Below are 25,114 nucleotides of genomic sequence, written 5' to 3' on the forward strand. Positions count from 1 at the left end.
GTCACCGGCTCGCGACCGCGCGCTCGGCGGCTTCGACGACGTTCGACACGAGCATCGCGCGGGTCATGGGGCCGACACCGCCCGGGTTCGGCGAGAGCCAGCCCGCGACCTCGGCCACGCCCGGGTCCACGTCGCCCGTGAGCTTGCCGTCGACGTGGGAGACGCCGACGTCCAGCACGGCCGCGCCGGGGGCCACCATGTCGGGCTTGATGATGCCGGGGACGCCGGCGGCGGCGATGACGATGTCGGCGCGGCGGACCTCGGCGGCGAGGTCGCGGGTGCCGGTGTGGCAGAGCGTCACGGTGGAGTTCTCGCTGCGGCGCGTGAGCAGCAAGCCCATCGTGCGGCCGACGGTGATGCCGCGGCCGACCACGGTCACGTTGGCGCCGTTGAGCTCGACGCCGTGGCGCTTGAGCAGCTCGATGATCCCGTACGGCGTGCACGGCAGCGGGCCGCGCTGGCCGAGGACGAGGCGGCCGAGGCTCGTCGGCGCGAGGCCGTCGGCGTCCTTGTCGGGGTCGATGCGCTCGAGGACGCGGTTGGCGTCGAGGTGCTTGGGCAGGGGAAGCTGCACGATGTAGCCGTGGCACGCCGGGTCGGCGTTGAGGTCGTCGATGACGGCCTCGAGCTTCTCCTGCGAGATGTCGGCGGGCAGGTCGCGGCGGATCGAGTTGACACCGATCTTCGCGCTGTCCGCGTGCTTCATCTTCACGTACGAGTGCGAGCCCGGGTCGTCGCCGACCAGCACCGTGCCCAGCCCGGGGACGACGCCCCGCTCGGCGAGCGCGGCCACCCGCGGGCGCAGCTCCGCGAAAATGGCGTCCTTCGTGGCCTTGCCGTCCAGAATCTTCGCCGTCACGGTGACCATTCTCGCAAAGGGCCGCCCGCGCCCGGACCTCGCCCGGGGCGTATACGCAGCGTGCTCGCCACACCACCCGATCGGCCCGCGCGTCGTGATCGGACGCGCAGGGCCACCGGACGTAGACTCGTCGTCACCCCAACGCCGGAGCCCAGTCCCAGCCCGCACGGGTGTGTGATCTTGAGCATCGCGCGTCGACCGAGGTCAGACCGCCCCTGAGTGGCAAAAGACCTATGCGGGGTGCGTTCGCGCGCGCGAACAGTCAAAATGTTCCCGTGGCACAACCGACGACGCAGCTGAACGCGACCGAGCAGGACACACTGGTCAAGCAGATCGGACTCGCCCTGCTGCGCGCAGCACCACGCGACTGGCGCAAGGTCACGGTGGAGTACCGGGCCGTCGGCAGGTACCACGAGCTGACGGGCGAGATCCGCACCGAAGACGGCACCGGGCAGGAGTGGGTCGCCACCCACGACATCGCGACGCTCTTCGGCCGGCTGCGCGCGGGCATGTACCGCGACGGCCGCGGCACGTGGTTCAACGCGCGCTACCAGCTTGACCACCCGTCCAGCTACAACCTCGAGTACAACCGCGAGGAGCCCACGTGGCACCTCGCGCCGCCGCCCCAGGCGTACCAGGACGAGCTGCGCATGTTCCCCCGAACAGAGGAGAACGTGCCGGAGTGGCTGATCCGGCGCCTGTCCGGCCTCAGCCCCGAGCAGCCCGGACCGCACTTCCGCATCGCGCGGATCTTCGACACGATCGGTCCCGCCGGGCGTCCGGTCATCAACCGGCCCGACCTCGACGTCGCCGAGCAGGACCGCCTGCTCGACTACCTCGACCACGCGCCCGTGGTGGTGCAGGACCGCGGCTACGACATCGACCGCCTCGCGCCGTCGCCCGAGGCGACCGTGCCCGTGGCCTTCCACAGCGACGGGCAGTGGATCTGGCCCGCGGCCGTGAACTTCTACCTGCGCCAGTACGGCGTATCGCCCGAGCCCGACCTGGTCGAGCACATCCGGTCCAACGGCTTCCAGCTGCCACAGGTCGACGACCTCGCGCTGCAGGGCGCCACCGCATACCTCACGCGGGGCAGCCAGCAGCAGCGCCCGGGCCCGCCGCCGCAACAGCAGCAGCCGCAACAGCCGCCCATGCCGCCCGCTCCCCCGGCCGCCCAGGCGCCGCCGGCCCCGGCTCCCGAAGCCGCTCCGCCCGCGCCGGTCGACGTGCCGCTCGCCGTGCACACGCCGCCCGCCGAGCCGGCGGCCCCGGCCGAGCCTCCGTTCGAGCAGGTCTTCGACGGTTCCGGCTCGCAGCACGACGACGGCCCGGGCTTCGAGAACGAGCAGTACCAGGACGAGCGCTACGACGAGTTCGGCGACCGCTTCGGCGGCGAGGACCACTTCGAGGACCAGCGGCACGAGGGCTTCGAACCGGCCCACGACCAGGCCCCCAACGCCGCCGGGTCGAACGCGGGCGCACCGCCGAACGGCGCCGCGGCCGACAACCCGACGCCGATCGCCGAGCGGACCGCGCTGTACGCGCCCGTGGACCCGAACGCCGCCCCGCCCGCGCACGAAGAGCAACAGCGCACAGCGATGTACGCACCCGTCGACCCCAGCGCCGCACCACCGCAGCAGCAGCACGACGATCAGCGCACGGCGATGTACGCGCCGGTCGACCCGAACGCCGCCCCGCCGGAGGAGGACGCCGAGCAGACGGCGCTGTACGCGCCCGTCGACGCCGCTCCGGCCGAGCAGCCGCTCGAGGAAGAGCCGGTGCTGTTCACCCACGCTGATGAACCTTCGCGGCACGAGGAGCCGGCCGAGCAGCACACCGCGCTGTACGCCCCGGCCGACCGTGGCGAGGAGCAGTACGGAGAAGCCGAGTCCTTCGAGGACGCGCGGTCGTTCGAGGGTGGCCAGCCGCTCGAGAACACGCAGACGTTCGAGAACGGCCCGCACTTCGAAGACGGCCAGTACGACCAGTCGGGCCAGTACCAGGACGAGCAGTACGAGGACGACGAGCACTACGACGAGCAGCCGTACGGCGAGTTCCAATACGGCGAAGGCCAGTACGGCGACCAGCCGCGCGACGGTGGCGTCCCCGCCGGCCGCGAACCGGACTTCGACTCGGGCCCGCCGACCACGATGATCACGCCCGACGACGGGGTGCCGGGTGCCCTGCCGGTGCCCGAGTTGCCCGTGCCCCCGCGCGCCGGTGCCCGGCCGGAGCCGGCCGCGGAACCGCAGGCCCCGCCGCGGCAGCCCCAGCAGCCGCCGAGGCGGCCGCGCCGCGAGCTGCCGGCCGAACCCGCGCTGGCGAAGCTGCAGACGCGCCTCGACGAGCTGGACGTGCCGGACGCCGCCTATCAGCTGGGCACGCCGACCGAGCGCGGCTGGACCGTAGAGCAGGTGGACGAGGGCTGGCGCGTCGGCTGGTACGACGGCGAGCTGATCAACCCGGCCGTGTTCGGCGACTCCGACGACGCCGCCGCGTTCATGCTCGGCAAGGTCCTGCTGCACCCCGACGGCCACGAGCCCGCCGAGGAGCAGCCGCCCGCGCCGCCGGCAGAGCCCGTGGCCGAAGCCCCGAAGCCGCCGGTGGTGGCGACGCTTTCGCCGGAGGTCGCCACGGGGTCGTTCCCGGTGCGCCCGCGCGAGGCCGTGCCGCCGCAGGAGCAGACGGCGTTCACGCCGGCCGAGGAGCTGCTGGGCGACGAGCCCGAGGCCGAAGAGCCGCCGCAGCGACAGGTCCCGCCACCCCCGCCCCCGCAGCCGCCGACGCAGGTGACCCCGCCGGTTCAGCCGCTGCAGCGCCGGGAGCCGCCGATGCCGCCCGCTCCCCCTGTGGGTGGCGGGCTGGGCCTGCCGACCGGGCCCGGTGTGCCGCCGGGTGCTCCCGTCGGTGGACCGGGTGGGCCTGGTGGACCCGGTGGGCCTGGCGGTCCTGGTCTCGGTGGTCCGGCCGGTCCTGGTGGCCCCGGTGGACCGGGTGCGCCGGTCGCGCCGCCGCGTCGGGAGGAGCCGGCGCGAGCCAACGGAGCGCCGCGAGCCGCAGCCGGTGGCGGTGGCGGTGGCAACAACCAGTGGCCGATCGGGCCGCTGTCGGGTGAGCCGCCGCTGACGTTGTTCCGCGGCAAGGAAATACGTGAACTGCCCGCGGGCAGCGAACTCGACCGCTTCGGCGGCCCGAGCGGCAACCTGACCTACGCGGCGGGGACGCCGTTCGAGGAGCGTTCGCTGGTGCCGGAGTGGGTGAACCGGCCGTACCACGTGTACCGCGTGCAGCGTCCGCTCGAGACGCTCGCCGGTGTCGCGATCCCGTGGTTCAACCAGCCCGGCGGGGGTTCGGCGTACCTGCTGCCCGCGTCGATCGAGGAGCTGCTGGCCGAGGGCGATCTGCTCGAGCTGGAGCCGGGTGAACCGCCGATCGACTGAGTTGTTCGGTGATCGAGTTGCGTGCTGAAGGGGCGGGGCCTGCGGGTCCCGCCCTTTCTCATGCGCCGCGGGTGTAGCGGTGCTTGACGCCGACCGGGAAGTACTCGGGATCGCCGGCCGGCCGCAGGACGATCTCGGGCAGCTGCCGTTCGGCGGGCACGTAGTGGGCGAACTCGCTGTTGAGACGCAGGAGCTGGGCGCGGATCGAGGTGGCGAGCTGCGCGGCGTCGCCGTCGTGGCCGGGCGCCAGCTCCACGGTGATCCGCAGGCGCCGGTCGCGGTCGGCGTCCTCGTAGGTCTCGAGCACGAACTTGCCGGTGACCCAGCCGCTGACTTCTGGCTGTTCGAGGCCGACGGTCACGTTCTCCGGGTAGATGTTGGCGCCGAAGAAGGAGACCGTGAACAGGGAGCGGCCGAAGAGGTAGACGAACGGCAGGTCCGGGCCGTCGGCGGGCGTGAAACCGTTGCGGGAGCAGAACTCCAGCAGGTCGGCATGCGAGAGGACACCGCCTTCGTCGGCGATGTGGTAGCGGATCAAGGGCACGCCGTTGTCGCCGGAGAAGAGCAGGGTCCCGTTGTCGGCCTCGAAGAAGCGGCTGGCGGGGTCGTACTGCACGAGGGTCGGGAGGCGAGATTCGCCGAAGAGCTCGCGGGCGAGTTCCGGTCGTCCCGCGAGGAACCGGCGGATCGACACCGACGTCGGGGTTTCGGTGCCGAGCACGCCGGCGTCGGCGGTGCCGTAGAGGGAAACCATGGCGCTGACGGGATCCACGACTCCTGCGCGCGCAGCGACGAGGTCGCGCCACTCCTCGCTGAACACCTCGCCGGCGAACACCATCTTGATCACGTGGTCGGCCCAGCCGGTGCCGCTGTCGACCACGTCCTTCACGAATGGCGGGTAGCCCAGCAGCACGACCTGCTCGAAGTGCGGCGCCAGCTCCGGCAGCACGCGCAGGATCTCGGCCTTGTTGTTGCCCGGCGCGACGGTGGTGATCGGGAAACCCTTCGCCGCCAGGTGCCGCACGCACGCGGCCGTGAACAGGCCGCCGACCCACGTGCCCAGCGGAAAGCAGACGACGGCGAGCGTGCTGCGGGTGTCGGCTTCGAACGTGCGGAAGACCTGTTCGAAGCGCTCGGCGACGTGGAGCTCGTCGGCCAGGGACCGCGGCCAGATCGTCGGGGTGCCGGACGAACCCGAGGAGACGGCGATCATGTCGCAGGCGTCGAGCCGGCCGTCGCGGCAGAGCTCAGGCAACGGGTACTGGCTCTGGTAGGTGGCCTTCGACGTCAGCGGGAGCTGCCGGAAGTCGTCCTCGCTCCGGACGGTTTCGGGGTCCACGTCGGCGGCCGCGAGGAACTTCCGGTACGCGGGCACGGTGGCCACCACGTCGTGGAAGAAGTCGACGACGTCGAGAGGACGCCGCTCGCCGGCGAAGAACGCCTGGTAGGCCTGGATCACGTCGTCGGGTTGCACGCGCCCATCATGTCCCGGCTCCCGGCGCGGCGGCCACTTTCGTGCCCGGTTTTACTTGACGATGAGGCCGTGGGCGGCGGCGAACCCGATGGCCGTCTCGACGTCGACGTAGGCGCCGCGCAGGTCGGCCTGCACGAGGGCGTTGGCGTCGAGCCGGGTGCCGCGCAGGTCGGCGCCGGAGAGCTTGGCACCGAGGAGGCGGGCGCCGGTGAGGTCGGAGTCGCGCAGGTCGGTGTCGGTGAGGTCGGCCTCGGTGAGGTTGACCTCGCGCATGCGCAGGCCGGACAGGTGCAGCTTGCGCAGCCGGCCGTGGGCGAGAGACGCCAGCGACAGGTCGCACTCCGTGAGCGCGATGCCCAGGAATCGGCAGTCCACAAAGGACGAACCGAGCAGTGAGCACGACGACCACCTGCTGTCGGCGAGCACCGTGCGGTCGAACGTGCAGCTGCGGAAGGCCGAGGCGTCGTGGCGCGAGCCGGCGAGGTCGGTCTTGGTGAAGTCGCAGTTGTCGAACGTGCAGCCGCGCGTGCGCAGGTCACGCAGGTCGGCCTCGGTGAAGTCGCAACCCGTGAACTGACGCTTTTCCCACCACTGCCCGGAAAGCACGGCGTCGCGGTAGTCCTCACCGGTCTCGATCACCCCAACAGGATGTCACACGGCTTCAGCGGGCTTGGCGCATGCCGCGGAACATGGCCCGCGCCGAAGCTCTCGCGGGGAGCTCGTCGGTGGTCGCGGCCGTGTCGAATGACTCGATCATGCGCTCGCAGCTGGTCGACGAGCCGATCCTGCCCCGGCCGGTGCAGTCGCCGCTGCCGGTGTGCCTCGCGGCAGCCCCGCGTCCGTGGTTCGCGCCGGGCGGCTCGGCCTGCCGTTCGCGCTCGGCGTCCTCGGCGGGCAGGCACCGCAGTTCGCCCCGCTGATCGAAGTCCACCTCCGCGCGCTCACCCACTACGGCCACGCCGCGCAACCCATGGCGATCACGCTGCACGGCTTCGTCGCCGACACTTCGCAGGCCGCGGCCGACCTCTAATCGCCGAGCGTGGCATCCCACCCATGACCCGCGCCGAGTTCACCGCGAAGACCACCGTCACCGGCGCCTACGCGGTGGGCTCGCCGGCGGCCGTGGCGGAGAAAATCCTGTACCAGCACGAGCTTTTCGGCCACGACCGGAGATTGCTGCAGCTGGGCATCGGCTCGGTCTCGCACCGGGATTTGCTGCGGGCCATCGAGTTGCTGGGTACAGAGGTGGCGCCGATCGTGCGTGGAGAAGTCGCCCGCCGGGCCCCCGCCGTGGTCACCGGAAGTCACGCGACTTCGCCGTGATCCGCAACGGCAGTGGCTCCAGCCTCTGAGCCCGCACGCTCGCCACGCCGTCCGCCTTCTCGACGACGCCGCGGACCAGCAGGGCGGTGCTGGAGCGCGCGACGCGGTGGAAGCGTTGCCAGAGGCCGAGAGTGCAGACGACGTTGACCATGCCCGTCTCGTCCTCGAGGTTGATGAAGGTGACGCCGCCGGCGGTGGCGGGGCGCTGGCGGTGCGTGACGGCGCCGCCGACGAGGACGCGGGCGCCGTCGGGCTGGTCGAGCAGGCGGGCGGCCGGGACGACGCCGAGGGTGTCGAGGTGGTCGCGCACGAACTCCGTCGGGTAGCTGTCCGGCGAGAGGCCCGTGGCCCACACGTCGGCGGCGGCGAGGTCGAGCTCGTCCATGCCGGGCAACGTCGGGGCGTCGACGCCGGGAGCCGTGCCCGGCAGCTTCTCCGGGCGGTCCTGGGCGACGGCGCCCGCGGACCACAAGGCCTGCCGGCGGTCGCCGCCGAAGCAGCTGAAGGCGCCGGCCGTGGCGAGGGCCTCCAGCTGCGGCGCGGTGAGCCGCACGCGGCGGGCGAGGTCGGACATGCTCGCGAACGGGCCGCCCGACCGTTCGGCGACGATCTTCTCCGCCAGCTCGTCGCCGATCAGCCGCACGGTGCCGAGGCCGCCGCGGACCGCGTGCAGATTTCCCTTGTCCGGCAACGGTTCCAGTGTCGCATGGGGCAGACTGCGGTTGATGTCGGGGCCGAGCACCGTGACACTGTGACGCCGCGCGTCGGCCACCAGCGACTGCGGCGAGTAGAACCCCATCGGCTGCGCGCGCAGCAGCCCCGCGCAGAACGCGTCCGGGTGGTAGTACTTGAAATACGCGCTCGCGAACACCAGGTACGCGAAGCTCAGCGCGTGGCTCTCGGGGAAACCGAAGTTCGCGAACGCCTTGAGCTTCAGGAAGATCTTCTCCGCGAGCTCCGGTTCCAGGCCGTTGGCTGCCGCGCCGTCGAGGAACCGCTGACGCAGCAGCTCCATCTTCCGCTCGGAACGCTTTGACCCCATCGCGTGGCGCAGCTGGTCGGCCTCCGCGGCGGTGAAGTTCGCGACGTCGAGCGCGATCTGCATCAGCTGTTCCTGGAACAGCGGCACGCCTTTGGTCTTGTGCAACGCGTTTTCCAGCAGCGGGTGGTCGTACTCCCACTTCTCGCGCCCCTGCTTGCGCCGGATGTACGGGTGCACGGAGCCGCCCTGGATCGGACCGGGGCGGATGAGCGCGACCTCCACGGCCAGGTCGTAGAACTCCTCCGGCCGCAGCCGCGGCAGCGTGGCCAGCTGTGCGCGACTCTCCACCTGGAACACGCCGATCGCGTCGGCGCGGCAGAGCATCCGGTAGATGTTCTGGTCCTTCAGATCCAGGTCAGCCAGGTCGATCTTCTCGCCCTTGTACTCCTCGACGAGGTCGAGCATGTAGTGCAGCGCGGACAACATGCCCAGGCCCAGCAGGTCGAACTTCACCAGCCCGGCCGCGGCGCAGTCCTCCTTCTCCCACTGCACCACGCTGCGGTTCTCCATCCGCGCCCACTCGACCGGGCAGACCTGGCTCACCGGCTCCTGGCAGATCACCATGCCGCCGGAGTGGATCCCGAGGTGGCGCGGAAAGTCCTCGAGGGCGAACGCGAGCTGCACGACGTCGTCCGGGATGTCGTGGTCGTGGTCCTTTTCGGTGCTGCGCAACGCTCCCCAGCGGTCGATCTGCTTGCTCCACGCGTCCTGCTGGCCGGGTGAGTAGCCGAGCGCGCGGGCGGCGTCGCGGATCGCGGAGCGGGCGCGGTAGGTGATCACGTTGGCGACCTGCGCGGTGTTGAGGCGGCCGTGTTTGGCGAAGACGTACTGGATGGCCTCTTCGCGACGGTCGGACTCGATGTCGAGGTCGATGTCGGGGTAACCGTCGCGGTCGGGGGCGAGGAAGCGTTCGAAGAGCAGCTTGTACTTCACCGGGTCGACCTTGGTGATGCCCAGCGCGTAGCAGACGGCGGAGTTCGCGGCCGAGCCCCGGCCCTGGCAGAGGATGGTGCTGTCGCGGCAGAACCGGACGATGTCCCAGACGATCAGGAAGTAGCCGGGGAAGCCGAGGTCTTCGATGATCTTCAGCTCGTGCTCGATCTGGGCGTACGCGGCGGCTTCATCCTCCTTGCCGAGGTAACGCGCTTCGGCGCCTTTCATCGTGAGGTGGCGCAGGTACGTCGTCTCGGTGTGGCCCTCCGGCACGTCGAACGGTGGCAGCTCGGGCGCGAGGAGCTCCAGCTTGAACGAGCATTCGACGCCGAGCAGCGCCGAGCGTTGGACCGCGCCGGGGTACCGCCGGAAACGCTCGGCCATTTCGGTGCCGGAGCGCAGGAAAGCGGCGCCGTCGCTGGGCAGCCAGCCTTCGAGGTCGTCGATGCCGCGGCGCGCGCGGATCGCGGCGACGGCGTCGGCGAGGCGGCCGCGTTCGGGACGGGCGTAGTGCGCGGCGGTGGTGGCGACGGTGGGCAGGCCGAAGTCGTTCGCCAGCTCGGCGAGAAGATCGTTGTGGGTGCTGTCGAGGGGCTGGCCGTGGTCGAAGAGCTCGACGTAGACGTTGTCGCGGCCGAAGAGCTCGACGAGTTTTCTCAGCTGGGTGGCCGCGGCGGCCGGGCCGTCGCCCAGCAGTGCTTGCCGGACGGAGCCTTTGCGGCAGCCGGTGAGCACGGCGCACTGGCCGGTGACCTCTTCGGCGACGGCGCGCAGGTCGTAGACGGGACGGCCTTTTTCGGCTCGTTCGCCGACGACGCCGTCGTAGCCGCGCAGCTGGCCGGCGGTGATGGCGCGGCACAGGCTGCGGTAGCCGTCGTCGCCGCGCGCGAGCAGGAGCAGGTGCTCGCCTTCGGGGTCGGCGACACCGTTCTGCGGGGCGGAGAGGCCGAAGCTCAGCTCGGTGCCGAACACCGTGGCAACGCCCAGCTCCTTCGCGGCTTCGGCGAAACGGACGACGCCGTACATGCCGTCGTGGTCGGTGAGCGCGATGGCGTCGAGGCCGAGCCGCGCGGCCTCCTCCACGAGCTCCTCGGGGTGACTGGCGCCGTCGAGGAAGCTGAAGTTGGAGTGGCAGTGCAGCTCGGCGTACGGCACGCGCGGACCGGACTCGACCTCGCTGCGCGGCGGCGGCACGTCGGCGGGGCGGCGGTAGACATCGCGTTTACGGCCCCACGCCGGGCTGTCGCCGTGGTCGCCGGGCGGCACGTCGCCGTCGCCGGACAGGGCCCGCGCGAGGTCCTGCCAGGGGACGGGCGGGTTGTTCCAGCCCATCTAGTCGTTTTCGGGGGAATTGCGGGGCCCCGGGATGAGCGGGGGTTCCCGGCGCACGGAGGCGGTTTCGGTCTCGTCGTCCATCAGTCGTAGATTCCTTCCACTGTCCACACAGGATTTTCGGTGCCGGAGCACAGGACCAGCACGGCTTCGTCGGCGTCGTCTCCTCCGGCGGCGGCCAGGAGCAGCTGCAGGCGGGCCTGTTGCGGCGTGGCCACGCGACGGCTGGCCGCGACGGGCCACGGGCCGGCCCAGTCGAGGACCATCCGCGGAGGGGCGCCCGCGACGCTCAGCCGGCACGGCGGTGCCGTGAGCTGCTTGCGGCTGGTGATGCCGACGGGCACGCCCTGCTCGTCGACGACCTTGACCGGTACGGGTTGTTCGAGCACCGTCGCGGGTGACGGTGCGGGCAGGCGGCCCGGCCACGTGGCGTCCGGCGGCGAGACGGGCTCGCGCGGGTCGCCCCACGGGATGAGGCGGACGCGGCCGGCGGGGTCGCGGCCGCCGTCGAGAATCGGGGTGACGACGCCTTCGGGGCCGAGCAGGCCCTGCACGCGGACGAAGGCGCGGGCGGCGCGTTCGGTGGTGAGCTCGTCGTCCTCACTGCGGTTGCCACCGTGCCAGAGGCCGAGCTGCAGGGACTTGCCCTCGACGGTTTCCTCCGGCTCCAGCCGCAGCCGCGCGACGCCCGAGGTGGGCCGGTTGCCCTTCAGCCAGCCCTCGAACTGCCACCGCACGCGGTCGGCGGCCCCTTGGGGCGTCAGGGGTTCCGCGCAACGCCAGACGCGGCCGAGCTGCTCGCCGTCCTCGGTGGTGGCGTAGATGCCGAGGCGCGTGCACGCCAGGCCGCGATCGGCCAGCGCCGCGTGGAACCGCGCGCCGAGGTTCTTGGCGAGGAACGCCGCGACGTCGATGCGCTCCAGCACCGGGTCGAACTCCTCGGTGAGGGTGAGGTCGGCCGGCGGTTTGCGGCGCAGCGGAGGGCGCTCCGACAGCCCGCGCGCCAGCCGGTGGGCGAGCACGCCGTCGAGGGCGAAGCGGGACATCACATCGCGTTCGGTCAGCTCCGCGAACGCCCCGAGTGTCTTGAGGCCCAGGCGTGTGAGCAGGTCGACGAGCTCCTTGCGCTCGACGTCGGGCTGGTCGAGCTCGGTGATGCGCAGGGGTGCGAGGAACTGTCTCGTTTCCCCGGGCGGCACGAACTCACCGTGCCGGGCCGCGATCGTGGCCCCGAACAGCCCCTCCGCCACCCCGACCTGGCACTCGACGCCCGCCACCGCGGCCACCTGGTCCAGCAACTTCTCCGCGAGCGGGTGCTCGCCGCCGAAGTAGCCCGCCGCGCCCGCCACCGGCACCGCGATCAGCCCCGGCCGCACCACCTCCAGCCCGACGACCAGCTCCTCCACGGCGCGCGCGACGTTCTCGAACAGCCGCGCGTCCCGCCCGTCGTCCACGCCGAACACGCCCAGCTCGGGACACTTCGACTCCGCCTCCCGCCGCCGCATCCCCCTCCGCACGCCGTTCTTGCGCGCCACCGCGGTACACGCCACGACACGGTTGGCGAGGAACACCGCGGCCGGCTTGGTGAGCGGCGCGCCGGCCGCGGCCACCGCCGCGACGGCGGGCCAGTCGGGGCACCAGAGGACGAGCATCCGGGCGGGGAGGGTGGTGGTTCTGGGGGTTTCTTCGGTGATGGTCATCCGGCCACCTCGGAGTGTCTGATGTGGACGGATGTCACGCGAGTTCCGCGGCTCGGCTCGGCGACCGGCGCCGATCCACTTCCGGCGACGGACCACGATCCGGATCCGGCGGTTGCCGAAAAGGACAGGACGTGCGACCCGGGCGCACGCCGGCGCAAAGCCGACCCACGCGGCACTACGGCGAGTGCGAAACCCGCGCAGGCGGCGCCACGGCCCCTGTCAACCTTCGCACGACCATCCCGCGCGAAGTCCGGAGCGAAACGACGTGAATCGCGTAGTCGCTGTCCCAGCGATCCACGTGGCGAAACACAGACGGCGGTCATCCCACGGCCTCCTCGTCAAGCCGCTGCAGCGGAAGACCCACCGGAACCACGAGCGGCTCCACCGGAAGCGCACGACCCTCGGGGCCGGGCAAGGCGACGGAAACCGATCGGGGCCGAGCAGCGGAACCCCGCCCGCGAGCGTGGACCTCGGCGGGCCGGGATCGCAGGAACCCCGCCCCAGAGCCGAGAAACCCCGCCCACTCGCCCGGGACGCAGTGGAGTTCCACGTCGGCCGCGGGCCAGGGGCCGAGGGTGAGCAGGACGGTGCCGCGGTGGCGAGCGCGGGCGGAGAGGCGCCGGGCGACCGCGGGGCGGACGGAGCGGGGCTCGGTGACCACCAGGTCGACGCCGTCGAGGAGGGCGGCGACCACGGACGGGTACTCGGCGCCCGGGCGGGGCACGAGGGCGAGGCGCGACACCTCGACGCCGTGCTCCGCCGCCGCGGCGATGCCCAGGGAGGGCACGCCGACCACCGCCGCCCACGACCCGGCGGCGGTGGCCTCTGCGAGCAGGGCGAGGAGCAGCGACGGGGAGCGGTGGACCGCCACGGTGCTCCCGCGCCGGAGCCCCGCGTCGGGCAGCAGGCCGGCCAACGCCGGGGACACCGGGAGCACCCTTCCCGTCGTCCTGGCGTGCTCCGCCTGCTCCGCGACCCGGCTCGCCGTGCTCACGCCGGGCAGCGCAGCGAGCCGAGCCACCGGCTCCACCACTGCCGTCACCGCACACCCCTCCCCTCCACGCACAAGCCGGCGCCCACCCTCACCGCAGGCCCAGGCCAGGGCCCCACAGGACGAGCACCGACGCACCGCGGGGAAGGCGGCCCTCGACACCCTTCATCGAACACCTGTTCGATGTCTCAAGTACACCGGGATCCGGCAGCCGTGTCAAGCCGGGTCTGATGTCGAATTCCTGCCAGCCTCGCCCACGCGACGACCGCATCCTCGAAGGGAGATCACCGCGAAGGAGACCCCCGAGTGCTACGCCCGTTCCGCAGCGAAACCACCGAAGAACAGCTCACCGACCTGAAAGACCGCCTGGCCCGAACCCGCTTCGCACCCACGTTGTCCGGGCGCGACTGGACCCACGGCACACCGCCGGGTTACCTGGCCGAGCTCATCGACTACTGGCGTACCGAATTCGACTGGCCCGCGGCCGAAAACCGGCTCAACGCGCTGCCCCTGTTCCTCGCCGACGTCGGCGGCACCACGTTGCACTTCGTCCACACCAAGGAACTGGGCCCCGGCCGGTCCCGCTGCTGTTCTCGCACGGCTGGCCGGGCTCGTTCTTCGAAGTCACGAAGATCATCGGCCCGCTCACCGACCCCGCGGCACACGGCGGCGACCCGGCCGACGCGTTCGACGTCATCGCCCCGAGCCTGCCCGGCTTCGGGTTCTCCCCGCACCCCGGCACACCCGGGATGAACCCGACGGCCATCGCGAACCCGTTCGACCGGCTCATGACCGACGTCCTCGGCTACTCGCGCTACGCCGCGCAGGGCGGCGACTTCGGCGCGCAGATCACTAGCCGCCTCGGGCGCGACCACGGCGACCACCTGATCGGTATCCACCTCGACCTGATGGGCGCCACGCCGGCGCTCGACGGCACCCCGCTCGCCTCCGCCGAAGAAGCCTTCCTCGCCCAGGCCGAACACTTCTTCACCGCCGAAGGCGCATACGCCCAGCTCCAGGGCACCAAGCCGGCCACCCTCGCCGCGGCGCTGTCGGACTCCCCCGCCGGGCTGGCCGCGTGGATCGTCGAGAAGTTCCGCGAGTGGAGCGACTGCGGCGGCGACGTCGAGTCCGTGTTCAGCAAGGACGAACTCCTCACCGACATCACCCTCTACTGGCTGACCGGCACCATCACCACCTCCGCCCGCCTGTACTACGAAACCATGCACACCGAAGGCATGCTGGGCCGCAACACCCCGGTCACGTCGCCACGCCCACCGGCTTCGCCTCCTTCGCCAGGGGACAACTTCACCCCGCCCGAGGAGTGGGTCCGGCGTGCGTACAACTTGACACGATTCACCCGATTCGACGACGGTGGTCACTTCGCAGCTCTGGAGCGACCGGACGAGCTGGTCACCGAGATCCGCGAGTTCTTCCGCCCGTTGCGCACGCAACCGTCCTAAGTAGAACAACAGAACCCGAAGCGCGACAACCACAACACGCTCGGTGTCCGCGATACACTGGGCCGAACGGGGCCACCGGTCCGTACCACGTCCGAGCGAAGCTGGTGGAGACAAGCATGAAACACCTCGCCCTGCGGCCGTTCGCCGAGGAAGATCTGCCGGTGCTCGATCGGTTCGCCGTGGAGCCCGAGGTGCTGGGCGCGTTCCAGTGGGCCGGGTTCGGCAGCACGCAGGAGCGCCGGCGGCGGTTCGCCGAGGACGGGTTCGTGGGGGACGCGTCGACGGCCCTCGCGGTGAGCGTGGACGGGGTGGTGGCCGGGATGGCGAGCTGGGAGGCCGCCGATCGAGGTGGGCCGGCGGGTGGCTGTTTCGAGATCGGGGTGACGCTGCTGCCCGACCACCGCGGCCACGGCCTCGGCACGAAGGCCCATCGCCTGCTGGTCGAGCACCTGTTCCGCTTCACGCGCGCCCACCGGCTCGAGGCGTTCACCGACAGCGAGAACCTCGCCGAGCAGCGCGTGCTGGAGAAGGCGGGCTTCCACCGCGAGGGCCTGATGTGCCAGGTGACCTGGCGAGACGGCGCTTACCGTGACGAAGTCGTATACGCGCGCCTTCGCGAATAAAAAGAAGGCCGGCCCTCGAAAGAGAGCCGGCCCCCAAGAAAACCTCAGTGTGCGAAGTGGCGCGTCCCCGTCAGGTACAGGGTGACGCCCGCCTTCTCGGCCGCCGCGATCACCTCGGCGTCGCGGATGGAGCCGCCGGGCTGCACGACGGCGCGCACGCCGGCCTCGAGCAGGACCTCGAGCCCGTCCGGGAACGGGAAGAACGCGTCGGACGCTCCGACGGAACCTTTCGCCCGGTCGCCCGCGCGCGCGACCGCGAGCCGCGACGAGTCGACGCGGTTGACCTGGCCCATGCCGACGCCGACGGTCGCGCCGTCGTGGGCCAGCAGGATCGCGTTGGACTTCACCGCACGCAACGCGCGCCACGCGAAGGCGAGGTCGGCCAGGGTCGCCGAGTCGGCCGGCGTGCCCGTGGCGAGCTGCCAGTTGGCGGGGTCGTCGCCGGGCGCGTCGATCGCGTCGACGGTCTGCACCAGCACGCCGCCGGAGATCGGGCGCAGCTCGACGGGCGCCGGGTTCTCGATCACGGGCAGCTTCAGCAGCCGCACGTTCTTCTTGCGCTGCAGGATCTCCAGCGCCTCCGGCTCGAAGTCCGGGGCCAGCACGACCTCGGTGAACACCTCGGCGATCTGCTCCGCCGCGTCGACGGTCACCGGCCGGTTCGTGGCGATCACGCCGCCGTAGGCCGAAACCGGGTCGCACGCGTGGGCCTTGCGGTGCGCCTCGGCGATGTCCACGCCCACCGCGATGCCGCACGGGTTGGCGTGCTTGATGATCGCGACGGCGGGGTCGGCGAAGTCGAACGCGGCGCGGCGAGCGGCGTCGGTGTCGACGTAGTTGTTGTACGACATGGCCTTGCCGTGCAGCTGCTCCGCGTGCGCGAGGCCCGGCTGCGCACTCTGGTACAGCGCGGCCTTCTGGTGCGGGTTCTCGCCGTAGCGCAGCACGTCGGCGCGATCCCAGGTGGCGCCCAGGAAGTCGGGGAAACCGGAGTCGTCCGCCGGCGCGTACACATTGGCGAACCACGAAGCGACAGCCGTGTCGTACGCCGCCGTGTGCGCGTACGCCTGCGCCGCGAGCCGCTTGCGGTCGACGAGCTCGAAGCCGCCCGCCGCGACCTGCTCCAGCACCCACGCGTAACGCGACGGGTCCACGACCACCGCGACGCTGCCGTGGTTCTTCGCGGCCGCGCGCACCATCGCCGGGCCGCCGATGTCGATGTTCTCCACGCAGTCTTCGGGGCTCGCGCCCGACGCCACCGTCTGCGTGAACGGGTACAGGTTCACCACGAGCAGGTCGAACGCCGCGATCTCGAGCTTCCGCAGCTGCTCGACGTGGTCGGGGTTGTCCTGGTCGGCCAGCAGCCCCGCGTGGACGCGCGGGTGCAGCGTCTTCACGCGGCCGTCGAGCGACTCGGGGAACCCGGTCACCTGCTCCACCGGCGTGACGGGCACCCCGGCGTTCGCGATCACCTTCGCGGTACCGCCGGTCGACACGATCTCCACACCCGCGGCGTGCAGACCGGTCGCGAGCTCGAGCAGGCCGGCCTTGTCCGAGACGCCGATCAGCGCGCGCCGGACCGGGCGTCGTCCCTCTGGAGTGCTCACGAAAACCTCACCTTTCGTCCGTCCACGGTGCAGCCACCACGGCCGAGTCGCTCGATCGTTTCAACCAGCAGCCTGCGTTCCACGGCCTTGATCCGCTCGTGCAGGACGTCTTCGGTGTCGTCGGCCTCCACGACCACCGCCTCCTGGGCGATGACGGGGCCGGTGTCCACGCCCGCGTCGACGAAGTGCACGGTCGACCCGGTCACCTTCACGCCGGCCGCCAGCGCGTCGGCGACCGCGTGCATCCCCGGGAACGACGGCAGCAACGCCGGGTGCGTGTTGATCACCCGGTTCGCGAAGCGCGACAGGAACTGCGCGCCGAGGATCTTCATGAACCCCGCCGACACCACCAGATCGGGCTCGTACGCGGCCACGGCGTCGGTGAGCGCCTTGTCCCACGCGTCGCGGTCGGGGTGGTCGGCGACGCGGACGGTGAACGACGGCACGCTCACGCGCTCGGCCCGCGCCAGCGCCTCGATGCCCGTGCGGTCGGCGCCCACGGCCACGACCCGCGCCGGAAAGGCGGGGCGGGCAACGGCGTCGAGCACCGCCTGCAGCAGCGTGCCCGAACCGGACGCGAGCACGACGATCTTCACCGGGGTCGGCAGGTCCAAGCGGCTGGCCAGAACGGGCTCCTTGCACGGCGGCGGCGCACCTCGGGCGCACCGCGCTTCACCAGGTCACCCCAACCCTAACGGTCGCGCTCGCGGCCCTCGTCCTCACCGGAGCCGTCGGTGGACTCGGTCACAGCTCCGGGCCCGTCGGAAGCCCGGTCCGGGCCGGCTTCCGGCTGGTCGAGCGCGACGTCTTCGGGCAGCTCGAGGCCCAGTTCGGCCTCGGCTTCGGCGTCGTACTCGTCGTAGTCGGGCTCGGGCTGCCGGGGCCGGGGAGCGGTTCCGGGCTCCGGCTCCGGCTCGGTGAACTCGGCCTCGAACTCGTCGGTGTCGAACTCTTCGGTGTCGACGTCGGCCAGCGCCTCTTCGGGATCGAGCTCGGGATCGACCTCGTCGACGTCTTCCTCGCCCGGCTCGTCCGTGTCTTCTTCGGACTCGTCGGACTCGTCGGAAGCTTCGGCCAGGTCTTCGTCAGCCAGGTCCTCTTCGCCGACGAACTCGCCGGCGTCCTCGACCTCCAGCGTGTCCGGCGGCGCGGCCGGCGCGTGCTCACCGGCGAAGAACGCCACGAACCCACCCGGGATCACGATCCAGCAGAACGCCACGATCGACGCCACCCCGACCGGCACGCTCACCGGGTCGAACGGGCCGTCGGCGAGACGTCCGCCCGCGAGCGTCCCCAGCACCACGCAGCCGAACCCGACCACGGCACCCGCGACGGCGACGATCCGGATCCGGCCGGCAGGGTCGTCGTCCGCGTGGCGCACCGACCAGCCGACCAGCGCGCCGACGGCCGCCGGCAGCACCAGCAGCACGGGCCACCACGCGGCGGTGTGCTCGGGGATTCCGCCGAGCAGCGGCACCGCGGGCACGGAGCCACCGCGGTAGCCGACGAGGCTGACGTCGAGCGACCCGACCGTGAAACCGGGTCCGCTGACGAACGACAGCGCCGCCACCACGGCGTTGGGCAGGTACGCCACCGAAAGCAGGAACAGCCCGAAGCTGTTGCCGAACGAAGGCCCGAACAGATCGTCCACAGTGGACACTGACGCCACCGTGGCGACGGTGAACACGATCGCGCCCACGGCCAGCAGCGCCGCGAGCCCCAGCGCGCCCGCGCGCAGGCCGCGCACGGCCGACGGGTCGAGTCGCTCGGCCACCGCCGCGGGCAGGCCGCAGCGGCGCACCGCACCGCCCGTGGCCGCCAGCACGGCGAACACGCCGGGCACCACGAACGCCAGCAACGGGTTCACCCGCACCGGCGCGCTGAGCGAGAGCAGGCCGATCAGGAGGCCGAACAACGCGTGCGCGGCGCCGATCACGGAGATCAGGGGAACGGCCTGCCGCAGCGTCGTGCAGCCGAGCCGCAGCGCGGCGCCGGACGCGGTGCGCGCCACGAGCAGCACGGCGCCGATCGTCGGCAGCAGCGGCAGCACGCCCAGCGGGTGGCCGCCGATGCCGAGCTGCACCTGGAACCCCGCGAGCCAGCCCGGGCCGGCCGAGAGCAGCACGCCGACGGCGGAGAACGCGGTGCGTTCGGCGGTCAGCGCGACGAGCGCGACCAGCGTCGCGACCACGGCGTACTCCGTGATCAGCGGGCCGAAGGCGGCGGTGAGCAACACCCGCACCCGGGTGGCCGGAGCGACCTCGGCGTCGAGTTCGACGGTGTCGCCCACCGGCTCGCCGCCCGGCGGGCGTTGAGAACTGGTGAGCTGCTGCATGCTTCGCACCTTGACACCCGTGCTGGACCGTTCGGGTGAGGCACGCCGCCCACCCCGGGCGTGGCGAAGCTAACCCACCCGGTCGGGGGCACCCGAACACAAGAAACACCCGCTGTGACACGGAGAGTCACAGCGGGTGTTTTCACGAGGTGACAAGCGCACCGAACGCCGTGTTGGGGCGGTCGGGCCGGCGCCGGGTCAGCCCTGCTGGCCGAAACCGCCCGGCGGCGTGGCCGGGGGCTTGCCCTGCTCTCCCTGCGGCTGCTGGAAGAACTGGCCCTGCTGCGGCGCGTACGTGGTCGCCTGCTGGCCCGGCGGCGTCGCGCCCGGCTGCTGCGAGAACTGGCCCGGCTGCTGCTGCGGCTGGTAGGGCCCCGCCTGGCCGTACTGCTGGTAGTGCGGCACGGCGGGCTTCGGTGCGGGCGGCTTGAGCACGCCGTACTCCATCAGCAGCGCGGCCACCGCGACCAGCATCTGCACGATGCCGAGGATCAGTACCACCGTGACGATGCCCGGCGTGCTCTGCTCGGCCACCACCGTGTCGAGCGTCCCGAGCGCGCCGACCACGCTGAACAGCGCGGCGAACGGCAGCACGCGCGGCGCCTTCGGCAGCGCGTGCAGCGCCGCGAGCAGGCCACCGGTGAGCAGGAAGATCGTGTCCTGGCCGACGTCACCCGCTTCGTCGGAGAAGCCGATGAAGTACTGGACGACGCCCAGCACGGTCACCACGAGCGCGAGCACGAGCGGAAGGTTCTGCGGCAGCACCGGACCGGCCGAAGGCGGCGGTCCCTGCTGCGGCTGCTGTTGCGGGAACCCGCCCGACGGGGGCGGTCCCTGTTGGGGCTGCTGCTGGCCACCGCCCTGCTGGGGGTAGCCAGGCCCGCCGCTGGGGAAGGTCATCGGAAGCTCTCCTGTCGTTCGCCGGCAACTCCGGGGGAAGGTGGCACCCGGACGAATCACGTGACGGCCGCGTCGCCGAACGCTAGCGCATCCGAGGGTCCCCCGTCCGGGCCGTTGGACGCACGGGATGCCCGTTCGGTTGCAGCCGGAAACGCCACGGGCCGGGCACCGATTCTGGTGCCCGGCCCGTGTGACCCGCGTTTATGCAGGTCAGAGGTTGTTGTACAGCTCGCGCGCGAGGACGGCGGTCTCGCTCGGGGTCTTGCCGACCTTGACGCCGGCAGCCTCGAGGGCCTCCTTCTTCGCGGCCGCCGTGCCGGAGGAACCGGACACGATGGCACCCGCGTGACCCATGGTCTTGCCCTCGGGGGCGGTGAAGCCCGCGACGTAGCCGACCACCGGCTTGGTGACGTTTTCCTTGATGAAGGCCGCGGCGCGCTCCTCGGCGTCGCCACCGATCTCACCGATCATCACGATGACCTTGGTGTCAGCGTCCTTCTCGAACGCCTCGAGGGCGTCGATGTGGGTGGTGCCGATGATGGGGTCACCGCCGATGCCGACGGCGGTGGAGAAGCCGATGTCACGCAGCTCGTACATCATCTGGTAGGTCAGCGTGCCGGACTTCGACACGAGGCCGATGTGGCCCGGGCCCGAGATGTCGGCGGGGATGATGCCGGCGTTGGACTTGCCGGGGCTGATCACGCCCGGGCAGTTCGGGCCGATGATGCGGGTCTTGTTGCCCTTGGCGACGGCGTGGGCCCAGAAGTAGGCCGAGTCGTGCACCGGTATGCCCTCGGTGATCACCACGGCGAGCGGGATCTCGGCGTCGACGGCCTCGATCACGGCGTCCTTGGCGAACTTCGGCGGCACGAAGATGACCGACACGTCGGCGCCGGTCTCCTTGATCGCCTCTTCGACGGTGCCGAAGACCTTGAGGTCCTTGCCCTCGATGGTCACGGTCTGGCCGGCCTTGCGGGCGTTGACGCCACCCACGATGTTCGTGCCGGACTTCAGCATCTTGGTCGCGTGCTTCATGCCCTCGGAGCCGGTGAGCCCCTGCACGATGACCTTGCTGTTCTCGTTCAGGAAGATCGACATCTCACGCACCTGCCGCGGCGAGCTCGGCAGCCTTGTCGGCCGCGTTGTCCATTGTGTCCACCACGGTCACGAGCGGGTGGTTCGCGTCGGCCAGGATCTGGCGACCCTCGACGACGTTGTTGCCGTCCAGGCGGACGACCAGCGGCTTGGTGGCCTCGTCGCCCAGGATCTTCAGGGCCTCGACGATGCCGTTGGCCACCGCGTCGCACGCGGTGATGCCGCCGAAGACGTTGACGAAGACGCTCTTCACGTCGGTGTCGTTGAGGATGACGTCCAGACCGGCCGCCATGACCTCCGCCGACGCGCCGCCGCCGATGTCGAGGAAGTTCGCCGGCTTCACGCCGCCGTGCTTCTCACCCGCGTACGCCACCACGTCCAAAGTGGACATGACGAGCCCGGCGCCGTTGCCGATGATGCCGACCTGGCCGTCGAGCTTGACGTAGTTGAGGTTCTTGGCCTTGGCCTTCGCCTCGAGGGGGTTCTCGGCGTCCTTGTCCACCAGGGCTTCGTGGCCCGGCTGACGGAAGGAAGCGTTCTCGTCCAGGGTGACCTTGCCGTCGAGGGCGATGATCTTGTCCTGGGGGTCGCGCACCAGCGGGTTGACCTCGACGAGGGTGGCGTCCTCGGAGACGAAGGTCTCCCAGAGCTTCACGACCACGTCGGCGGCTTCGTCGATGATGTCGGCCGGGAAGTTGCCCACCTTGAGGATCTCGAGCGCCTTCGCCTTGTCGACGCCGGTGACCGAGTCGACCGGGATCTTGGCGAGCGCCTCGGGGCGCTCGACGGCGAGCTGCTCGATCTCCATGCCGCCCTCGGACGACGCCATCGCCAGGAAGGTCCGGTTGGACCGGTCCAGCAGGAAGGAGAAGTAGTACTCGGACGCGATGTCCGACGCTTCCGCCACGAGCACGCGGCGCGTGATGTGGCCCTTGATGTCGAGACCCAGGATGGCTTCCGCCTTCTCCTTGGCCTCGTCCGGCGTCTGGGCCAGCTTGACGCCACCGGCCTTGCCGCGACCGCCGACCTTCACCTGCGCCTTGACGACGACCTGGGTGCCGATCTGCTCCGCGGCGGCCTTGGCTTCTTCGGGGGTGTTTGCCACCGAGCCCGGCAGAACCGGTACTCCGTGGGCGGCGAAGAGATCCCTCGCCTGGTACTCGTAGAGGTCCACTACTCCAGTCTCCTGACGACACGCCACTGTGGTGGTCCGTTACCGAACCGCGCTGTCGGACCAGTCGAGGTTAGCGACCAGCGCAGAAGCAGGGGACTCCGCACCTGGTGAAGTCGGTCACCGTGCGCGGTCAGGGGGTGTGAGTCCGCCCACCGGGGCCGTTTTTTCGCCCTCGGCGGCGGCCGTCGCGGCGGCTGTTGCCGTTACGACGATCGCGGCGAGGCCGAACCAGAACCCGAGCGCGGGCGTCCGTCCGGCGATCCCGACGAGCGGCAGCTGTGCCACGTGGACGGCCAGCACGAGCACCGCCCCGGTGAGCGCGGCCGCGGCGGCCCCGGGCCGTGAGCGGACGCTCAGCGCGAGCACGCCGAGAACGACCAGCAGCGCGGTGAGCAGTCCCCACGACGGAGTGTCGAAATCGGACCAGAGCCCGGGCGACGGGTAGTCGGGCGCGGTGAAGACCGGCGTGCCGAAGGCGAGGACGGACAGGATCGCGGCCGCAGCGACGGGCAGCAGTACGCGGGGGCGCGGGCCTTCGGTGCCTTCGTCGTCACGCTCGACGACGCCGGTGACAGCGGCCGCGAGCGCCGTGAGCCCGGCGAGGCCGAGCGCGATCGCGGTGAACACGGCGCCGGCGCCGAGGTGGTAGCTGATGGTGCCGCCGAGACCGTCCAGCCCCGTCAGCCCGGTCGCTTGCGACGCGGTGATGGCGGTGCTGAGCACGGCCGTGCCGGCGAGGACGACGCCGGCCCAGAGGACGGCGAGGATGCCGCGGGCGGTTTTGTACGCGAACAGGAACGGCGTCGGCAGGGCGACGAGGATCGCGGCCGTGAGCAGGAGCCAGCGGGCGGGGCTCTGGGTCGCGGTGGCCGTGTCGAGCTGCGGGGCGAGCGCGCCCACAACTCCGACGACTGCCGTCAGCAAGGCGAGCAGGGCCGTGGCGGTGCGCCACAGCGTGAGGCTCGGGACGCGTGCTTCGCCGGCCAGATCGGTGCGTTCGACCTGGGCGATTTGAGGCGTCGCGAGGGGTGCCAGGACGAGCACCACCAGCATCGCCGCGACGGCGACAACCGGTCCCCACGCGAGATGCAGTCCGCCCACCGCCAGCCCGCCGACCAACGGCGGCAGCGCCACGGCGAACGTCGCCGCGGCCGCACCGCCCAGCGTCCCGCGCGCCACGCCGTCGGACGCCGCGCCGAACCCGAGCACGACAGCGAGAAGCAGCGCGCCCGCGATGACGACGTAACCGGTGAGTGCAAGGCCGGGACCTTCGAACGCTGAGTGCGCCGGGAAGAACGGGTTGTCCGAGATGACGGGCGCCATCAGCAGGCCGACGCCCGCGGCGATGGTGAGCAGCGGAACGACCAGCCGCCAGCGCCGTCGTCCGCCGTCGTCGCCCGCGACCTCGTTGAGCTGCCGCGCCACCTGCCCGGCCGCGATCCCGGCGGCGATCGTGAGGACGTGGCCGGCGAGGAGCAGCCAGAACCCCGCGCCGACCGCACTGCGGTCCAGCAGGCGGTCCGGGAGGTACAGCTCGGGGCGGACGGTTTTGGAGCCGTTGGCGAAGAACTGCAGGTCGAGGAGGAGGCGGCCGGGGGCGAGGGCGGCCAGGCCCGCGGTGAGGCCGGCGGCCAGACCGTGCCTGCCGCTGTAGGCCGCTGCGGCGACGATGCCCGCGGGGACCAGCGCGAGGAGCGCGAGGAGGGGCCAGGCGAGGTAGCCGGGGTTCGCGTCGGGTGAGACGGGGAGGATCGCGCCGGCCGTCAGGGCGAGAGCGCCGATGCTCAGGAGCGCGACGGCGGTTTTGAGCTGCGGGGAGGGGGCGCGGTCGGTGTATTCGAGGTCGAGGTCGAAGTGGGGGCTGGGGGCCTGGTCCGGTTCGGTGGTCGTGGCGCTGCCGGGCTTGGTGCGGGTGACGCCACCGCCGGCCGCCGCGCTCTCCTTGCGACGAGTGCCATGACTCGTAGCCCCGGCTCCGCTTCGGGCACTCGCCTCACGATCGATCGTGCCGAGTTCATCGTGCGCGCTGCTGCGCTCTCGCTGCCGCGCGGTATCGGTGCCGCCGGTCGCGATGCTCGGCTCGCCGGCGCGGACCTCGCCGCTCACAGTGCGCTGCTCGCGGCCCGCACCACGGGCGCTACCGGCCGAGGCCCCTGCCTCGCCGCGGGCGGCGGGTGGGTCGTCGCCGGCATCGGCGGGAGCCGTGCCGTTCGCGGGGACGTTGCCGTTCGCGCGGGACGAGACGCCGCCGGTGGCATCGAGGCCGGCCGCGGCGCCGGGGCTGCCGGCGGACCCGCGGCCGCCCGTGCGGCGCTCGCGGCGGGTCTCGGCGCGGGCGCGCTCGCGGGCGGCGGCCTTGCGCTCGGCGAGGCTGGGCCGTCGGGGGCCGGCGGGCGGCCTGGGGCTGTCCGGGTCGGAGCCGGAACGGGCCGGGGAGGAGTCCCCGTCGTGGGGTCCTTCGGACGAAGTCATCGGACGCGACGCTAGCAAGTCGGACACCGCGCGGCCCCCGCAGTGCGACGGCGGCAGAGCGGCCGGCAAGGCGAGGGCGGGCATCGGCGCTGGTAGAGCAGGCGGCGGCCGGGAGCCGAAGATGCGAAAGCCAGTCAACGCGAAGCAGCCCAACCACTCCGGCGACACGGCAGTGGCAGCCCGCAACAACCGCAGGTCGCGGGAACCAGAGCACCGCGAGCCCAACAGCGAGCGGCCCCATGCGCCTTGCCATCCACGGGACTACGGCAGCCGGCGGCGACCGGGAGCCGAAGGCGCGAAAGCCAGTCAACGCGAAGCAGCCCAACCACTCCGGCGACACGGCAGTGGCAG

General features: G+C 71.7%; 19 protein-coding genes. 6 read left to right on the forward strand and 13 right to left on the reverse strand.

All coding sequences use genetic code 11. The features are described 5' to 3' along the window. Position 1: 1 nt before the first annotated feature. The gene (locus AB0383_RS13375; RefSeq protein WP_366187181.1) at positions 2-859 is read right to left on the reverse strand and encodes a bifunctional methylenetetrahydrofolate dehydrogenase/methenyltetrahydrofolate cyclohydrolase; all 858 of its coding nucleotides are present in this window, start codon (positions 857-859) and stop codon (positions 2-4) included. A 275-nt stretch (positions 860-1,134) separates the two neighbouring features. On the opposite strand from AB0383_RS13375, the gene AB0383_RS13380 reads away from it, so the two are divergent. Then, complete coding sequence (locus AB0383_RS13380; protein ID WP_366187183.1) at positions 1,135-4,299, forward strand: glycohydrolase toxin TNT-related protein; 3,165 nt, start codon at positions 1,135-1,137, stop codon at positions 4,297-4,299. Between the two features lie 58 nt (positions 4,300-4,357). On the opposite strand, the gene AB0383_RS13385 is transcribed toward AB0383_RS13380, so the two are convergent. Beyond that, entirely contained in the window at positions 4,358-5,773 is a 1,416-nt protein-coding gene (locus tag AB0383_RS13385) for a phenylacetate--CoA ligase family protein (RefSeq protein WP_364181771.1), read from the reverse strand. 51 nt (positions 5,774-5,824) lie between these two features. Next, positions 5,825-6,412, reverse strand: coding sequence for a pentapeptide repeat-containing protein (locus AB0383_RS13390; RefSeq protein WP_364181774.1), 588 nt, complete (start codon positions 6,410-6,412; stop codon positions 5,825-5,827). Positions 6,413-6,590: 178 nt separating this feature from the next. Here AB0383_RS13390 and AB0383_RS13395 point away from each other — a divergent pair, with 178 nt between their 5' ends. Next, on the forward strand, positions 6,591-6,803 hold the full coding sequence (locus tag AB0383_RS13395) for a hypothetical protein (protein ID WP_364181776.1): 213 nt from the start codon (positions 6,591-6,593) through the stop codon (positions 6,801-6,803). Between the two features lie 23 nt (positions 6,804-6,826). Next, positions 6,827-7,096 carry a hypothetical protein gene (locus AB0383_RS13400; RefSeq protein ID WP_364181779.1) on the forward strand — a complete coding sequence of 90 codons (270 nt, stop codon included), beginning with the start codon at positions 6,827-6,829 and terminating at the stop codon, positions 7,094-7,096. On the opposite strand, the gene AB0383_RS13405 is transcribed toward AB0383_RS13400, so the two are convergent. From AB0383_RS13405 to AB0383_RS13415, 3 genes are all read right to left on the reverse strand, one after another. After that, on the reverse strand, positions 7,068-10,403 hold the full coding sequence (locus tag AB0383_RS13405; RefSeq protein WP_366187186.1) for an error-prone DNA polymerase: 3,336 nt from the start codon (positions 10,401-10,403) through the stop codon (positions 7,068-7,070). The two genes, AB0383_RS13400 and AB0383_RS13405, sit on opposite strands and share 29 nt — an antisense overlap. 83 nt (positions 10,404-10,486) lie before the next feature. Further along, on the reverse strand, positions 10,487-12,055 hold the full coding sequence (locus AB0383_RS13410) for a DNA polymerase Y family protein (protein WP_364181861.1): 1,569 nt from the start codon (positions 12,053-12,055) through the stop codon (positions 10,487-10,489). 367 nt (positions 12,056-12,422) lie between these two features. Next, positions 12,423-13,145, reverse strand: coding sequence for a hypothetical protein (locus AB0383_RS13415; protein WP_364181784.1), 723 nt, complete (start codon positions 13,143-13,145; stop codon positions 12,423-12,425). A gap of 255 nt (positions 13,146-13,400) precedes the next feature. Between AB0383_RS13415 and AB0383_RS13420 the strand changes: the two genes are divergently transcribed. The 3 genes from AB0383_RS13420 to AB0383_RS13430 all read left to right on the forward strand — a co-directional run bounded on the left by AB0383_RS13420 (position 13,401) and on the right by AB0383_RS13430 (position 15,180). Then, positions 13,401-13,847, forward strand: a complete 447-nt coding sequence (locus AB0383_RS13420) for an epoxide hydrolase N-terminal domain-containing protein (RefSeq protein WP_366187378.1) — start codon at positions 13,401-13,403, stop codon at positions 13,845-13,847. Continuing rightward, positions 13,730-14,557: an alpha/beta hydrolase gene (locus AB0383_RS13425; RefSeq protein WP_366187380.1), complete on the forward strand. Its 828-nt coding sequence runs from the start codon at positions 13,730-13,732 to the stop codon at positions 14,555-14,557. Before AB0383_RS13420 ends, AB0383_RS13425 begins: the two co-directional genes overlap by 118 nt. Before the next feature lie 116 nt (positions 14,558-14,673). Beyond that, a complete protein-coding gene (locus AB0383_RS13430) occupies positions 14,674-15,180 on the forward strand; it encodes a GNAT family protein (RefSeq protein ID WP_364181790.1) in 507 nt (168 codons plus the stop codon). Between the two features lie 44 nt (positions 15,181-15,224). On the opposite strand, the gene purH is transcribed toward AB0383_RS13430, so the two are convergent. From purH to AB0383_RS13465, 7 genes are all read right to left on the reverse strand, one after another. Next, positions 15,225-16,787: a bifunctional phosphoribosylaminoimidazolecarboxamide formyltransferase/IMP cyclohydrolase gene (purH, locus tag AB0383_RS13435; protein ID WP_364181792.1), complete on the reverse strand. Its 1,563-nt coding sequence runs from the start codon at positions 16,785-16,787 to the stop codon at positions 15,225-15,227. Continuing rightward, positions 16,784-17,401, reverse strand: coding sequence for a phosphoribosylglycinamide formyltransferase (purN, locus tag AB0383_RS13440; RefSeq protein ID WP_220246183.1), 618 nt, complete (start codon positions 17,399-17,401; stop codon positions 16,784-16,786). The genes purH and purN overlap by 4 nt, the downstream gene beginning before the upstream one ends. Positions 17,402-17,478: 77 nt before the next feature. Further along, the gene (locus AB0383_RS13445) at positions 17,479-19,122 is read right to left on the reverse strand and encodes a DUF6350 family protein (RefSeq protein ID WP_366187189.1); all 1,644 of its coding nucleotides are present in this window, start codon (positions 19,120-19,122) and stop codon (positions 17,479-17,481) included. A 198-nt stretch (positions 19,123-19,320) separates the two neighbouring features. Further along, complete coding sequence (locus tag AB0383_RS13450; protein ID WP_364181797.1) at positions 19,321-20,022, reverse strand: DUF5336 domain-containing protein; 702 nt, start codon at positions 20,020-20,022, stop codon at positions 19,321-19,323. A 210-nt stretch (positions 20,023-20,232) separates the two neighbouring features. Further along, on the reverse strand, positions 20,233-21,120 hold the full coding sequence (gene sucD, locus AB0383_RS13455; RefSeq protein WP_364181800.1) for a succinate--CoA ligase subunit alpha: 888 nt from the start codon (positions 21,118-21,120) through the stop codon (positions 20,233-20,235). Between the two features lies 1 nt (position 21,121). Further along, the gene (sucC, locus tag AB0383_RS13460) at positions 21,122-22,291 is read right to left on the reverse strand and encodes an ADP-forming succinate--CoA ligase subunit beta (protein WP_366187192.1); all 1,170 of its coding nucleotides are present in this window, start codon (positions 22,289-22,291) and stop codon (positions 21,122-21,124) included. A 117-nt stretch (positions 22,292-22,408) separates the two neighbouring features. After that, positions 22,409-24,763 carry a hypothetical protein gene (locus AB0383_RS13465; RefSeq protein WP_366187194.1) on the reverse strand — a complete coding sequence of 785 codons (2,355 nt, stop codon included), beginning with the start codon at positions 24,761-24,763 and terminating at the stop codon, positions 22,409-22,411. Positions 24,764-25,114 lie beyond the last annotated feature (351 nt).

This window comes from Amycolatopsis sp. NPDC051373, from assembly GCF_040689465.1.
GTDB lineage: Bacteria > Actinomycetota > Actinomycetes > Mycobacteriales > Pseudonocardiaceae > Amycolatopsis.

Excerpts from the sequence above, each read along its gene's own strand:
- AB0383_RS13400 (WP_364181779.1), top strand. The coding sequence starts at position 6,827 with ATGACCCGCGCCGAGTTCACCGCGAAGACCACCGTCACCGGCGCCTAC.
- AB0383_RS13405 (WP_366187186.1), bottom strand. The coding sequence starts at position 10,403 with ATGGGCTGGAACAACCCGCCCGTCCCCTGGCAGGACCTCGCGCGGGCC.
- AB0383_RS13410 (WP_364181861.1), bottom strand. The coding sequence starts at position 12,055 with ATGCTCGTCCTCTGGTGCCCCGACTGGCCCGCCGTCGCGGCGGTGGCC.
- AB0383_RS13430 (WP_364181790.1), top strand. The coding sequence starts at position 14,674 with ATGAAACACCTCGCCCTGCGGCCGTTCGCCGAGGAAGATCTGCCGGTG.
- AB0383_RS13445 (WP_366187189.1), bottom strand. The coding sequence starts at position 19,122 with ATGCAGCAGCTCACCAGTTCTCAACGCCCGCCGGGCGGCGAGCCGGTG.
- AB0383_RS13450 (WP_364181797.1), bottom strand. The coding sequence starts at position 20,022 with ATGACCTTCCCCAGCGGCGGGCCTGGCTACCCCCAGCAGGGCGGTGGC.
- sucD (WP_364181800.1), bottom strand. The coding sequence starts at position 21,120 with ATGTCGATCTTCCTGAACGAGAACAGCAAGGTCATCGTGCAGGGGCTC.
- AB0383_RS13465 (WP_366187194.1), bottom strand. The coding sequence starts at position 24,763 with ATGACTTCGTCCGAAGGACCCCACGACGGGGACTCCTCCCCGGCCCGT.